Origin of the sequence: Staphylococcus sp. AtHG25, from assembly GCF_003217445.1 — a bacterium.
GTDB classification, from domain to species: domain Bacteria; phylum Bacillota; class Bacilli; order Staphylococcales; family Staphylococcaceae; genus Staphylococcus; species Staphylococcus haemolyticus.
Map to the genome: position 1 here is coordinate 23116 of NZ_QJSN01000007.1, position 15026 is coordinate 38141.

General features: G+C 30.5%; 14 protein-coding genes and 2 pseudogenes. 6 read left to right on the forward strand and 10 right to left on the reverse strand.

The features are described from left to right. Positions 1-966: a carbohydrate kinase family protein gene (locus tag BDW31_RS06825; RefSeq protein ID WP_110709394.1), complete on the forward strand. Its 966-nt coding sequence runs from the start codon at positions 1-3 to the stop codon at positions 964-966. 117 nt (positions 967-1083) lie between these two features. Here the strand turns inward: BDW31_RS06825 and agrA are convergent, their stop codons facing one another. From agrA to BDW31_RS06855, 6 genes are all read right to left on the reverse strand, one after another. Beyond that, positions 1084-1800 carry a quorum-sensing response regulator AgrA gene (gene agrA / locus BDW31_RS06830; protein ID WP_053027037.1) on the reverse strand — a complete coding sequence of 239 codons (717 nt, stop codon included), beginning with the start codon at positions 1798-1800 and terminating at the stop codon, positions 1084-1086. An 18-nt stretch (positions 1801-1818) separates the two neighbouring features. Continuing rightward, positions 1819-3102 carry a quorum-sensing sensor histidine kinase AgrC gene (gene agrC / locus BDW31_RS06835; RefSeq protein WP_110709395.1) on the reverse strand — a complete coding sequence of 428 codons (1284 nt, stop codon included), beginning with the start codon at positions 3100-3102 and terminating at the stop codon, positions 1819-1821. A gap of 31 nt (positions 3103-3133) precedes the next feature. Next, on the reverse strand, positions 3134-3271 hold the full coding sequence (agrD, locus tag BDW31_RS06840; RefSeq protein ID WP_110709396.1) for a cyclic lactone autoinducer peptide AgrD: 138 nt from the start codon (positions 3269-3271) through the stop codon (positions 3134-3136). A gap of 2 nt (positions 3272-3273) precedes the next feature. After that, positions 3274-3840, reverse strand: coding sequence for an accessory gene regulator AgrB (locus BDW31_RS06845; protein WP_110709397.1), 567 nt, complete (start codon positions 3838-3840; stop codon positions 3274-3276). 729 nt (positions 3841-4569) lie between these two features. Next, positions 4570-5355: a carbon-nitrogen family hydrolase gene (locus tag BDW31_RS06850; protein WP_110709399.1), complete on the reverse strand. Its 786-nt coding sequence runs from the start codon at positions 5353-5355 to the stop codon at positions 4570-4572. 194 nt (positions 5356-5549) lie between these two features. Then, positions 5550-6161, reverse strand: coding sequence for a nitroreductase family protein (locus tag BDW31_RS06855; RefSeq protein ID WP_110709401.1), 612 nt, complete (start codon positions 6159-6161; stop codon positions 5550-5552). A gap of 183 nt (positions 6162-6344) precedes the next feature. Here BDW31_RS06855 and BDW31_RS06860 point away from each other — a divergent pair, with 183 nt between their 5' ends. Next, the gene (locus tag BDW31_RS06860) at positions 6345-8099 is read left to right on the forward strand and encodes an SdrH family protein (RefSeq protein ID WP_110709403.1); all 1755 of its coding nucleotides are present in this window, start codon (positions 6345-6347) and stop codon (positions 8097-8099) included. A 61-nt stretch (positions 8100-8160) separates the two neighbouring features. Here the strand turns inward: BDW31_RS06860 and mroQ are convergent, their stop codons facing one another. Next, on the reverse strand, positions 8161-8901 hold the full coding sequence (gene mroQ / locus BDW31_RS06865) for an intramembrane glutamic endopeptidase MroQ (RefSeq protein WP_110709405.1): 741 nt from the start codon (positions 8899-8901) through the stop codon (positions 8161-8163). A gap of 176 nt (positions 8902-9077) precedes the next feature. Between mroQ and groES the strand changes: the two genes are divergently transcribed. Then, positions 9078-9365, forward strand: coding sequence for a co-chaperone GroES (gene groES, locus BDW31_RS06870; RefSeq protein WP_016931053.1), 288 nt, complete (start codon positions 9078-9080; stop codon positions 9363-9365). 61 nt (positions 9366-9426) lie between these two features. Continuing rightward, entirely contained in the window at positions 9427-11046 is a 1620-nt protein-coding gene (groL, locus tag BDW31_RS06875) for a chaperonin GroEL (protein WP_110709407.1), read from the forward strand. 169 nt (positions 11047-11215) lie between these two features. Here groL and BDW31_RS06880 read toward each other — a convergent pair whose 3' ends face one another. Together BDW31_RS06880 and BDW31_RS06885 are read right to left on the reverse strand one after the other, a co-directional pair. After that, positions 11216-11422, reverse strand: a complete 207-nt coding sequence (locus tag BDW31_RS06880) for a hypothetical protein (RefSeq protein ID WP_037551205.1) — start codon at positions 11420-11422, stop codon at positions 11216-11218. Between the two features lie 426 nt (positions 11423-11848). Next, entirely contained in the window at positions 11849-12058 is a 210-nt protein-coding gene (locus BDW31_RS06885; RefSeq protein ID WP_110709409.1) for a hypothetical protein, read from the reverse strand. Positions 12059-12363: 305 nt separating this feature from the next. On the opposite strand from BDW31_RS06885, the pseudogene BDW31_RS12875 reads away from it, so the two are divergent. Together BDW31_RS12875 and BDW31_RS06890 are read left to right on the forward strand one after the other, a co-directional pair. Next, positions 12364-12542 (forward strand): annotated as a pseudogene (locus tag BDW31_RS12875) (hypothetical protein); the annotation flags it as partial. Between the two features lie 104 nt (positions 12543-12646). Further along, positions 12647-13183 (forward strand): annotated as a pseudogene (locus BDW31_RS06890) (ClbS/DfsB family four-helix bundle protein). Between the two features lie 369 nt (positions 13184-13552). Here BDW31_RS06890 and BDW31_RS06895 read toward each other — a convergent pair. Beyond that, complete coding sequence (locus BDW31_RS06895; RefSeq protein ID WP_110709411.1) at positions 13553-14839, reverse strand: aminotransferase class I/II-fold pyridoxal phosphate-dependent enzyme; 1287 nt, start codon at positions 14837-14839, stop codon at positions 13553-13555. Positions 14840-15026 lie beyond the last annotated feature (187 nt).

The following is a 15026-nucleotide window of genomic DNA, read 5'->3' on the forward strand; positions in this document are numbered from 1 at the left end:
ATGAGAAAGTTATATGGGATAGGTGAAGCATTAATAGATTTTATTCCAAATGTTAAGAACTCTGAACTTAAAGATGTTGAACAGTTTAGTAGGCAGGTTGGAGGTGCACCAGCTAATGTTGTGAGTGTAGCTCGAAAAATGGGTGCCTCCACTGAAATGGTCACTCAATTAGGTAATGATGCATTTGGAGATATTATCGTAGAAACTTTAAAAGATATTGGTGTAGGTACTCAATTTATAAAGCGAACAGATGAAGCTAATACTGCACTAGCATTTGTGAGTTTAAAAGAAGATGGACAAAGAGATTTTTCATTTTATCGTAAACCCTCAGCTGATATGCTTTATAAAGCTGAATATCTAAATGAAATTACAATCAAGCCAAACGATGTATTACATTTCTGTTCTGTTGATTTAGTTGAAAGTAATATGAAAGAAGCTCACAAATCTATAGTAAATAAATTTAAGTCAGCAAATGCAACCATTGTTTTTGATCCTAATGTTCGTTTACCTCTTTGGCAAAACGCTGAAGCATGTAAAGAAGCAATTCATGAATTTTTACCGAAAGCTAATGTGATTAAAATTTCAGATGAAGAGCTAGAATTTATAACTGGTGAAGCGGATGAAGATAAAGCTATTCAATCATTATTTGAGGGTTCTGTAGAAGCAGTTATTTATACTCAAGGTGCTGCAGGTGCAAGTATCATTTTAAAAGATGGGACTAAGATACATCATGAAGGATTTAAAGTAAAAGCAATTGATACAACTGGCGCAGGGGATGCCTTTATAGGAGCTGCAATAAGTAGAATGCTATTGAGTGACGAATTAAATATTACTAAGTTGCTAAAAGAAGAAGGACAGGACATTCTCAAATTTAGCAACATGGTGGCCGCAAAGGTTACAACTAAATACGGTGCAATAGAGAGTATTCCTACAATTGAAGATGTTACAACTGAATTAAATAAATGATAAAAATTGCCAGTAAATGATTTTAGTAGATCATTTACTGGCTTTTTTATACGTGATATTCTCAATTATTTTTACTTCTGTGATGAAATTTATATTTAAAAAGTTTGATAGACATAACTATATTTTTTTAACATTACGAACCGAAGCAAAACAGTGCTCACCGTTTTTAAAATTGACAATACGTTCTTTTGAATCTATGGATTCAATATTATGTCTGTTAACAACGAAGCTGTTGTGACATCTAAAGAACCGCTCATCAAGTTGTGCAAATTCTTTTAAATTGCCATAGAACTCAATTTGACGATTATCTAAATGTGCGATTAATCGATGTGATTTTGTAGATGATTCGAAAAACATTACGTCATCATATTGAACATAAATTGAATTACTTCCTCGTTTCAATTCAATCGTTTCAACAGTACTTTCTTTAGATAATAATTTTAAGCGAGTGTGTGCAGTTTCTAAGCAATCAATAATTCTGGATTGTAATTGGCTTGGATCATCTTTAAAGATAAAATCCATTGCTGACACTTTGTAAACAAAGGTTAGGTATGTTAACTCACTATGACTTGTAACGAATATGATATTTCCAATAGGGTCATACTTACGAATTTCACTACCTAATTTAATACCGTTGATATCAGCCTCTAATTGAATATCTAGAAAGTAACATCCGACATCATTCATTTCTTTAGATTTTTCAATGACTTCATAAGGATCGTCTGTTGCAAGCGCAATCTCCATAGGTTTTTCTTCAATCATAATGTAATTATTAATAATTGAAACCATATTTTCGCGTTGTTTTACATCATCTTCACAAATGAATATTTTCATGATTACACATCCTTATGACTAATTGTTAATGATTTCTACTTTTTGTATAAAGTAGCCATTCTCTATTGTGGTATCTAGCAATACATTTTCAGTAGAATCAGTAATTTCCTTCAGAGTACTTAATCCTAGACCTCTATTTTCTCCTTTTGTTGAAAAGCGTTCTTGAAATAGTTCGTGAATACGTGGCATATCTTCTTTACATTTATTCATAACAATAAACATGACAGAAGAGTCTGTATTAATAAAAGCGATACGTATTAATGCATCTTCAAGCGTTTCAGATGCTTCTATTGCGTTATCAGTAATAATTCCAATGATACGACTAAGATCAATCGTGTTCATTTCTATATGTTCTACTAACTCAGGTACTTCTATACTAATTGGAATGTTTTTTTCTTGAGCTTGTAAAATTTTAGTGGTAACTAAGCCTTTAATCGCACGTACTTTTAAATTCTCAGTTCCATTAATTTTAATAGATTTCATTTGCAGATTATCTTTCATAGGTACGATATTTTCATTAAAATATTGTCTTAATCCAGGCATATCATCTTCACGAATATATTCAGACATTGTAGTTAAGATGTTCACGTAATCATGTCTAAACTTACGCATTTCATTGTTAATTGACTCAATTTGTAACGTATATTCGTAGTATGTTTCAATCTCTTCCATGTTACGTTTATAACGTAGTTCTTTAATCATAAAGTTAGATATGAAAATAATTAGAACAGTAAAGAAAAGAATAATTCCAATGAAAATTAAACCGTACATTTTTAAGGATGAAATATCTAACTTCGGTGTTTGTGAGTAAGCGTATAATATTATAAAAGATAAAATCAAGACAAGCGAAATAATTGTAAGATACGTTTTGTTGATAGATAAATATGATTGTTTTAATTTATTTAATAAAAAGCGGAAAAAAACACCAAACAGAATTGAAAAGCTGCTAAATATTGTTATGTATACAATAAATATTAAAAATTTAGTGTTTAAGTAATTTTCAAAGAGCACAAATGTAATAACTGTTACAAAATTACTAAAAAACATTATGATAGCACAACTTAGTACAGTCAAAATAGAATAAAATTGAACTTTTGAATATAAAAAAATGGCACATCCTACTAATAAAACAATCAATGCAAAGCTATCAAAAAAATAATATAGAATAGAAGAAGGGATTATTATTCCTGCAATTAGTAAATAATCCCTTAATGTGTATTTTAAATTTAAAATTATATTTGAAACTATAAATAGTAGTATTCCTTGGAAAACTGCTAATGGCACATTTGATAAAAAATCCATACTCATACACACTTTCTACACTTTTTTATCATTATTTAGCGTTTGTTAGTTCCTCAGGTACTTCTGGTTCATCAAAATAAGTAGTACAAGGAGTGAATGAAGCTATTGTACCAATTGATTGTAAAAGAAATGTAAATAATTTGATGATTAAATTTAATAATACTGTCATAGTTAATAATCCTCCCTAGGAAAAAAGATTGGTAATAATGTAATGCTCTCAAGTGTAATTCCTAATAAAATTAATTGCTTAAACGGTTCTGGTGCTAAAAATGAAATTATTAATAAAACCATTGTTATGATGACTGATAATAGCTTCTTTTTCATTTTTAAGTGACTAGGAATTGGTTGTTTCTTAGTTGCTGAAGGAGCATAGTAAATAATTAAAACAGTCCCAATTGCAACTACAGAATACATAATACCCAGATTCACTTGAAAATATACTAGCAACCAGGGTAATGCTACAAATAAAGCTAAATTTTGAACATGACATAGCAATGATAATTTTGCATGTGCCCCGTGTGCATAACGTCTAACTAAAAAATAACTAACATGTGTAAATAAAGTGTATAGAAATGTATGGAAGATAAGTGCAACACCATATGTCACTATTGTTTTTGATAGATTGCTTACAACAACTTGTAATCCCAATCTTACTTTCAAAAATTGAATATAATCAAGATTATTTTTGCGTTGCAAATATAATGCGAATTGCTCAATCTTATTATCAATTGCTTTCAATGGTGTGCCACTCTCCTTATATCAATTATACAATTTAGTGCAATTGGTCTGGGTACTTATGCTTAACTGTTCAAAATAAATACTTAACTGTTATATTGAAATTACAAGTAATATTTTAACATATAAAATATTACAGTTATGTATAAAAAAATGCGATTTAAGAAATAATTGATTATTTATTCATAGGTTGTGTTTAAATAGACTCATATCACTTACAAGTGATAAAAACTTAATAATCTTAGTCTTTAAATTTAATAGTTATTGTTTGGTAATTGAGTTAAATAATTTTGTTTGTAGTTGCGAAATTATTGACACCTTTACTATATTGTTGTAAGTGTTATTAATGGTTATGAAACCATTGCAATAGTAGTAATGTCCCATTGATCATTATTACTAAAGTGACTTCTTGTTTATATGAAGTTTCTTACTTTGTTTTCTTCGTGTAGTTAAACGAGTTCATTAATAAGCCATCCCAACTTATTAATGAACTAAGTAAAGTTACTGAAGTTTAAACTCAGTGGAAAGTGTTTAACTTAGCTATTGTAAGATATAGAAGTTAAATATTTTCAGGATGTAAGCTATCGTAAAATTTTCATAATTAATAACATCCCCAAAAGATTGAAATAACTGTAAAAACATTCCCTTAATATGAAAGTCGCGAGTTCCTCCCAAGCTCGTGACTTTTTTTGTAAAAAAACTGTATCCATATAATTGGATACAGATTAGTAACTATTTATATAGATTTGGTTTTAAATTTTTGAATACAGGAATATTCTCACGTTGAACATCAACTTCATTTAAATCAATATTAAATGAGATTGTGTCCTCATCCTGGCCTAATTCAACTAATATATCACCATTTGGATTGATAATCATTGAATGACCAGCGTAATCAGTATTACCGTCATTTCCAGTTCCGTTACAAGCAACAACAAACATGTCATTTTCAATTGCACGTGCTTGAAGTAAGACTCTCCAGTGATTCAATCTAGGTGTTGGCCATTGAGCTACAAAAAAAGCTATCTGTGCACCATTACGCGCGGGATATCTTAATAACTCTGGAAATCTTAAATCATAACAAATAATTTGTGTAGCTTGAGTACCTGAAGATAGAGGAAATGGTTCTGGTACTGTTTTGCCATCTTCTAAATATGTCGGCTCATCTAGCATTGGGACTAAGTGAACTTTATCGTACTTATTTATTCTATGTCCGTTTTTAGAAACGGTAAATGCAGTATTATAAACTTTGCCATTTCTAATATTTGATACAGATCCAGCTACAATATCGACGTTATATTGTTTAGCTAAGGATTGGATGAAGGGAAAGCTTCTGCTAAGTTCTCTATCTGCTTTCTCACTTAATTCATCCAATGCATATCCGTTATTCCACATTTCAGGAAGAACAACAACCTCCGTATCTTCCTCCAAATTATTTTCGAACCAATTTTTTATTTTATTTTCATTTTTTTCTACATTGCCATATGATACATAAAATTGAAATAATTGTATTTTCATTTAAAAATCTCCTCATCCCATGATTATCTCTAATTTACTAAAATAGAATAAGAAAATCAAAATTTGAAATTGATGATTAAAATGCTTTATTTTTGAAAATAAATATAAAAAGGACTCAATTTCAACAGAGAAATGAATTCTAGAGAGAAACTGAGTCTTGAATTGTTGATCTAATCGATATCAATGAATGTAGATTATTTTTTAACTATTAATCTATTATTAGTTGGTTGTATTTCTTTTTCACGGATGTCACCAAATGGCATTTGAGCAACAAGTTTCCATGAAGCAGGGATGTCAAATTCTTGTGTAGTGATTTGATCTACTAAAGGGTTGTAATGTTGTAATGAAGCGCCAATTCCTTTTGAACTTAGTGCAGTCCAAACTGCAAATTGATGCATTGCGTTTGTTTGAATTGACCAATTAGCAAAGTTATCAGCATAATTTGGCATTTGTTCTTGTAAACCTTTAATCACATCTTCGTCTTCGAAATAAAGAATTGTGCCATACGCATGTTTAAATCCGTCGATACGTTGTTCAGTTGGAGTGAAATCACGGTCAGGTCCCAACACATCTTTTAATACTGTTTTAGTGTTGTCCCAAAATTTGTGATGTTGATCATTTAATAACAATACGATTCTAGTAGATTGAGAATTAAAAGCAGAAGGAGTGTATTTAATAATATGCTCTATCATATCTTCTAGTTCTTTATCACTGATTGAAATTGTTGTTTCAGTGCTATAGATAGTACGTCTATCTTCGATTTCTTGTAAAAATGGTTTTGTTTTTGATTTGCTAAATAACCCCATGTTAAATCTCCTTTGTTTGTATAAGTTATATCTCTAGTATAAATATTATACTTAAATATGTAAAATGTTTTTAACAAAAATGTCAAAAATATTAATATTTTTTATCATTAACCTTATTTCAATGCATTATATGTAAATATTCTTTATACTGTAAGTGTTATAAAACGAGGAGGTGGAAGATTGATGAAAAAGAAAATAGCTCATACAGGTCTCATTTTAGCTTTAGGCACATCTATGCTAGGAAATGAGAGCATCGTAAAAGCTGCAGAAAATAATCAACAAGCTATGAATGAAGTTAATAGTAGTAAGGTTAGTTCAGACACGGATACCCAAGAACGTCAAAATAGTAGTAATAACATCAATGAAAATCATCAATCTGATACCCAAAATTCAACTGAATTAGAAAAAAATAATAATAATCAAAATAGCGGTGAAAGCGATACATCATCAAATAACGAGAATGATGCTAATCAAAATAGTGATAATACTGTTGATCAAAGTAACTCATCTGATAATAGTAACTCAGGCAGTAATACTGATTTAAATAATGGTGATGACACAAATAATTCTGGAGACAATGAAACAATCAATCCGGATGACGGAAAGCAACCAGGAGATAATGATTCAGGCAACCCGGATGATAGAGAGCAACCAGGAGATAATGATTCAGACAACCCGGATGATGGAGACCAACCAGGAGATAATGATTCAGGCAACCCGGATGATGGAGAGCAACCAGGAGATAATGATTCAGGCAACCCGGATGATGGAGAGCAACCAGGAGATAATGATTCAGGCAACCCGGATGACGGAGAACAACCAGGAGACAATGACTCATCAGGCAACCCTGATGACGGAGAACAACCAGGAGATAATGATTCAGGTAAACCAGACAATGGAAACAATCCAGGGAATAATGACTCAGGCGAGCAAGATGATGGAGGAAATAAACCAGGAGACAGTGGCAATCATCAGCAACCACCTAAACATGATGAGGATTCTGGTTCAAATCAAGGTGATAATCATTCAAATTCTGGATCAAATAATGGTTCGCAAAATAATTCCAATAGCAATTCAAATAATAATAGTAACTATCCTGGCAATCATTCAGAACACTCAAGTACCAATGATACAGTAAAACCTAATAAACCCGTTTTTAATAATAATAATGGTTCAACAAGCGGAAACCAATCAACTGGTTCTAACCGTCATAACAACACTGTATCTGATTCAATGATTCATCAAATTTTCCCACATAAGAATAATGGCAACTCGACATCTCATTCTAAAAGAAATCAAAATCAATCAATTATGAGTGGGTCTAATACTAACCAATGGCACTATGGCGATAACTTACAACAAAATCATCGACAAAGTCATATTGAAACTTATTCAAATAATGACAATATGCAAAGTGAAGTTTTGGTTTATAGCAAGTCAATGCTATTAAATAGATTAAATAGTTTAGCAACTGGTTCATATAAATACAATCCATATATTATAAATCAGGTAAACCGGTTGGGGAATAATAATGAGTATATCTCGAATCAAGATTTTTACAGGCTTTTCCGAAAACAATCATTTAATAATGAATACTTAGATTATTTACAAAAAGGTTCTAACTATTTCAGATTTGAATATTTTAACCCTTTGAATTCGAAAAAGTATTATAAAAATTTAGATGAGCAAGTATTGGCACTTATAACTGGGGAAATTGGATCTATGCCTGAATTGAAAAAGCCAAGTGATAGAGATAAAAAAGAGGATGCAGATATACAGAGCCATGATGATGATAAAATTATAGATACCAATGAAAAAAGTAAAGAAGCGGAAAATAAAGACAAATATAAAAACATAAATATTGCTTTAATTACATCTATAATTATGATTTTCGTAGGTGTTACAGGTAGGTTTATTTATAGGAAAATTAAAAACTAAAATAGAAAACGCATCTATTATTGTCATTTAAAATGATGAGGTTAATAGATGCGTTCATTTATTAAAATAGAAAATGAATTATAAAATTACTTTGTTCTTGTAAATGTTTAACTGTGTCACCAAAGAAAAATTGGACTGCCACTACAAAACCATTTTGTAACATATGAATGATAATTGGAACCGCAATACGTCTAGTTAAAACATAAGCAAGAGAGAATAACATACCCATACCAAAATATATGAAGAAAAATTTAACATCGTTATGTGCTATCGCAAATAAAATTGAACTTACTATTGAAGCGATTAAGAACGCAACAATTCGATTTCCTTTAATTTTATTATAGATTTCACCAAATATAACTTTTCTAAATATGTATTCCTCTAGAATTGGGCCAACTATTGAGATTAATAATATGAAAACTGGAAGCTGTTTTGCAATTGCCATAATTCTCTCAGTATTTGGACTTTGCTGTGGTTGTCCAACTAACCACATAGTGATTAGATTAGCTACCATTTGATAAATCATCACGACAACAAATCCTAATAAAGCCCAAGGTAAAATGTAGCGTTTAGGTTCTTTATAACCTCGCTCCAGTGTTGTTGGATTTTTGATAATACTATTTAACCAAATTATTAATAATGCTGCTATTACAAATAAAATAACTTGAGTGTATACGCCCGCTTTAGCTAGTTCCATCCCTTTTAAATCTTTAAAGAAAGGTAATTGCTGTGCAAGTAAGGGTAAAAACTGTGCTAATCCATAAATAATAATGGTAAGAAATGCTACCCAAATTCTCCTCATACTATTCCTCCAAAAAAATTAATCAACATTAGTTAGTTTATCGCAAAATTGTGAGTTATACAAAATATAGATAACCCTTTCGCTTGAAAAATTGACCAAATTTGATTAATATAAAATATAGATTAGCACTCATTATATTTAAGTGCTAAAAAGGAACCTGTTAAGGAGGAACGATCATGCTTAAACCATTAGGAAATCGTGTGATTATTGAACGCAAAGAACAAGAACAAACAACTAAAAGTGGCATTGTACTTACTGACAGTGCAAAAGAAAAGTCTAACGAAGGTATAGTAGTAGCTGTTGGAACTGGACGAGTTTTAGACAATGGTGAAAAGGTTGCTCCAGAGGTTAAAGAAGGAGATCGAGTTGTATTCCAAGAATACGCTGGCTCAGAAGTTAAACGTGGAGATGAAACATACTTAATTTTAAATGTTGAAGATTTACTTGCTATAATTGAAGACTAAAATTTATAAATAATAATTAATAAGTAATAATAAACTATTTTAAACAATGGAGGTATAATCAATGGTTAAAGACCTTAAATTTTCTGAAGATGCAAGACAAGCTATGTTACGTGGTGTCGATAAATTAGCTAATGCCGTTAAAGTTACAATCGGACCTAAAGGACGTAACGTTGTATTAGATAAAGAATATGTAGCACCATTAATTACAAATGATGGTGTCACAATTGCTAAAGAGATTGAATTAGAAGATCCTTATGAAAATATGGGAGCTAAATTAGTTCAAGAAGTTGCTAATAAAACAAACGAAATTGCTGGTGATGGTACAACAACTGCAACTGTATTAGCACAAGCAATGATTCAAGAAGGATTAAAGAACGTAACAAGTGGTGCTAACCCAGTAGGATTACGTGAGGGTATTGATAAAGCAGTAAGAGTAGCTGTTCAAGCTCTACACGATATTTCTCAAAAAGTTGAAAATAAAAATGAAATCGCACAAGTAGGTGCAATTTCTGCAGCAGATGAAGAAATTGGTAAATACATTTCTGAAGCAATGGATAAAGTTGGTAATGATGGTGTTATTACCATTGAAGAATCAAACGGACTAGATACCGAATTAGAAGTTGTTGAAGGTATGCAATTTGATAGAGGGTATCAATCACCATACATGGTTACAGATTCAGATAAAATGATAGCTGAGTTAGAAAGACCATATATTTTAGTAACAGATAAAAAAATCTCTTCATTCCAAGATATCTTACATTTATTAGAACAAGTTGTTCAATCTAGTCGTCCAATCTTAATTGTAGCAGACGAAGTTGAAGGAGACGCTTTAACAAATATCGTATTAAACCGTATGCGTGGAACATTTACTGCAGTTGCAGTAAAAGCACCTGGATTTGGTGATAGACGTAAAGCAATGTTAGAAGACTTAGCTATTTTAACTGGAGCTACAGTTATTACAGATGATTTAGGTTTAGAATTAAAAGATGCTTCAATCGATATGTTAGGTAGTGCTAATAAAGTTGAAGTAACAAAAGATAATACTACAGTTGTCGATGGTGATGGAGATGACAATAGTATTGATGCTCGTGTGAGTCAAATTAAAGCACAAATTGAAGAAACTGATTCTGACTTTGACAGAGAGAAATTACAAGAACGTTTAGCTAAATTAGCTGGTGGCGTTGCAGTCATTAAAGTAGGTGCTGCATCTGAAACTGAATTGAAAGAACGTAAATTACGTATTGAAGATGCCTTAAACTCTACACGTGCTGCAGTTGAAGAAGGTATTGTTGCTGGCGGTGGTACTGCATTAGTAAATATTTATAATAAAGTAGATGAAATCGAGGCTGAAGGTGATGTTGCAACAGGTGTTAACATCGTACTTAAAGCTTTATCTGCACCTGTACGTCAAATCGCTGAAAATGCTGGGCTAGAAGGTTCAGTTATTGTTGAAAGATTAAAACATGCAGATGCAGGTGTTGGATTTAACGCTGCGACAAATGAATGGGTAAACATGCTTGAAGAAGGTATTGTAGACCCAACTAAAGTTACACGTTCAGCTTTACAACATGCGGCAAGTGTTGCTGCGATGTTCTTAACTACAGAAGCAGTAGTTGCAACTATCCCTGAACCAGATAATAATGATAATCAAGGTATGGGTGGCATGCCAGGTATGATGTAAAACGATATATATTATGATAGAGTATGAAAAGGGTAGCTGAAAGAGCTACCCTTTTATTGTTGATATGAAGTTTCGATATTTTTAAGTTTTACTTAATAATGTTATCTAAAATATAACTAAAAAACAAATAAAAATGGCTTTGAAACAAATTTAAAGGATTTTTGGGTGATTATTGCTTTCTAAATATAGCATTATGACCTTCTCCGCCATCTAATTTGATAGTTTCGCCATTTTCTTCAACTTTATAATTTATACTTTCTTTATCATTACCATCAGTAAATATCATTTTTCCACCTTTTATTGTAACTTTTAATGTTTCGCCACCATATGTTAATTTAGCTGTATTGGCATTATCTTTTGGAACTTTTAAAACCATGTCGACATTTAAATAGACAATACCACTACTCTGTGCAAAATAATATTTTCCTTTTTTTAGTCCATTACCACATGCAGCAAGTAATAATACTAAGCCAGTAATTGAGATAAAATAAATTAATTTACGTTTTATAAATGATCCCCCGAATAAGTATTGTTAATATCTTATGATAATAATTAATTAAATTTAGAAACTCTCCCATATGCTATTAATGAACCAGCTGCAAATAATATAGAAGCGACAATTGAAATTAAACCATAATTAGATTGCTTACCTGTTTCTGATAAAGATTTACTAGTTGATTTAGATTCGTTTAATGAAATGTTATTTTCATTTGTTATATTACTGATGTCATCAGTTGATGTAGTTTTTTTGAACTGATTGATAATTATCGTTAGATAGCTTTTGGCTATTCAAAGATTTGTCCTATTCATATTTACCAATATAAATAAAGTTACCTTTGTCAATAGTAGCATTGTATCCACTCTCTTTAGTTACATCACCGTTTTTATAAACCCTTATAGCTCCAGTTCCAGCACCAGATTTATTTCCGTACTGAACTAAATAGTGATTTCCTTTATTTTCTACATCATAATAATTTTCTAATCTAGGGCCATCATTACCATTTTTATTCATAACTTCAACAGCGATATTAGTAGCATTGTTAGCATTTACTACGCTATCAGTAGCATGTACATGTTGACTTGCTCCGACCCCTGTAAATAATAATGTTCCGGCTAATACTGATGTTACTAAAACTTTGGATTTCCTCCTTGATAATTATTAAAAACTACTTTTTTAAGTGGTACACAATACAAATTAACAAATAGAAAGGACATATTATGTCTATAAATAAGGTTTTTGTATAATGTTAGTAGGAAATAAGATGAGATTAATAAACTGAAGACCTATATTAAGAACATTATTAAAAAAATAGTAATTTTGATTTTGAAAAATCAAATACAAGGAAAACATTAATGCTACTAAGCATTGACTTGTTATTTCTTACAAAGCGGAGGTTTATTGGTTCACAAATCCTATCACAATAGAAAATTTAAGAAGTAAATTAAAAAAGAAATTTTATTATATAATCGGTTTTAGTGGGGGTGAAGCTTTTTAACAATAAATATACCAATAATTTAAGTTCTAATATAGTTGATAAATACATATTTTAATTTAATGAAATATTATATAATAAATATATAAATGCTAGGCGGTGATAACATGCAGACTTATTCAAATAAAGATGATTTAATATTTGAAATTAGTAAGAGAGCTGAACTTTTTATTAATGAATTTAGTGATGTATCAGAATCAGATAAGGATGTATATAAAATTGGTGTCGATAGAACACCTGCACAGATGATCGCATACCAGCTTGGATGGTTAAATTTAATTCAATCGTGGGAGAATGATAATAAAAAATATACCAGTTGTAACCCCAAGTCCTGACTATAAGTGGAATAATTTAGGAGGATTATATCAAGAATTCTATAAAACGTACTCAAACTACACATTAGAACAACTTATTAATCAGTTCAATAAGGAAGTAGATAGCATTATTAATTTAATTAAAAGTTTAGATAATGTAACATTATTTGAGAGCGGAAAAGGCAATGGGCTTCATTAAGGCCTTCCAAATGGCCAGTTTGGAAATGGATTCACATTAACATCGTAGCACCATTTAAGTCATTTAGAACTAAAATTAGAAAATGGAAGAAGCAGAAATATAAAGATAACTTAACTTTCGAAAGATTATAACAATTTGAAAAACCATATTATCTAAAATAAAGACGAGTCTAGGAATTAAACCCAAGACTCGTCTTTTAATTAAGAACTATAATCCGAAAATTTATAATAAATCTAATAACCATGCTCCAAATAAGATAAATAGGATGAGTGATACTATGAACAAATATAAATTTTTGGGTACATGTGCTTTCGAAGTAAAAGCGTAAAGATACAAATAATACGAAGTGGAGATTAATGTAATAATAAGCAATATTGAAAAAATAATTACCATTTAGATCACAGCTTTCGAGTTATTTTTAATTTCGATAGATTGAATAAATCGAATATAAATACTTCTTCAATGTCATCCTAATTACTTTTTTTATTTATATCAATCTCTTACTTTAAATCATCGATTGCTTTTGCGATTGATTCAAAAACATGTGGAATGTCATCTTTTTCAATGCAACTGAAAGCAATACGGATATCTGAGTCATTTAACGCTATAATACCGATTGAATATTCGTTAATTAAATGCGTACGTAGTTCTTCAGGATTTACGCCATTGACTTTGACTGCCATGAAATAACCAGAATTGAAATCATAGGCTTGCCAATGATTTTTGTATTTATCGTCATAAACAACAGTTTTTGTAACTTCATATCTTTCTTTTAGTGTATCTATATTTTGTTGGGTTTCTTTACCAAATTCATCATGATTTTCTAAAACGTATTTAATAGCACTTTGAGAAGGCATTGGTCCACTTGAAATATTACTTCTTATTAAACCTTTAACTTTCGCTTCTAGCACTTCTTTAGCAACATTATTATTTAATCCAAATGTAAGGAAACCAACACGTAGCCCCCACGCAAAGAATTCTTTAGTAGCACCATCTAAACGAATTGGTAAAATATTGCTTGATTCAATTTGATTTAGTGCAGTAAAAATAGACTGACGATAAACATCTTCATAGAATAAACCATAATATGCATCATCTACTACAGCTATCACTTTTGTTCCTTTTTCAGCTAGTGAACGAACCGCTGAAACTATAGTTGTAACTTCAACATTGTTCGGTGTATAGCCGGTAGGGTTGTTTGGATAATTTAAAATTAAAATGACTTTGTCTTGATTGAAATTTTCTAAAGTATTAACTAAATCATTTGTTGTGTAATGTCCTTCTTGGTTAAAGATTGAATATGTCTCAATATTTGCAGAATGACGTGTTTCATAAATTAATTTGTAGTTACCCCAATTATGTGTTGGTACTAAAACAGTATCTCCACTCTCTACAAATAAATCAGCTATTAAAGATAATCCATGAGTTAACGCATTAGTGACAATAGGTCTAGTAATTGTCTCTTTGGATAAATCAGGGTTTTCTTTTAGCATTTTGTCTTGCCATAAATCTCTTAAAGCTTCTAATCCTTGAGGTGGGGCGTATGGAAAGACTTCATCTGGAGATAAATGATTATAGACATCAAATAAAGTATCAGCATACATTTTCCCGTTTTTATTAGTAGCCATTCCAATTGTAGCGTTATATTTAGTTCTTTTAGCATCAGCAGATTGAGATAAAATGCCTTTTGGATAATACATTGATTGACCTAAATTTGATAGCATACTTAATATTTCTGGACAATGATCAACAAGTTGATTATTTAAATTTTGTGCTAATGGGTTCATTTATTTAACCTCACTTTATTTTAGTGTTTAATAATATATTATCTTTAAATGACTTAAAGATAAAGTGTTCCTATAATGATTACAAAGAATTGAGAGTTGAGTTTTTAAAAAATCGAACATTTGTTCGTGTTTTATGTTAGAATAATGTCAGGTCATCATAAGATATGACACTTTTCATTTGGAGGTG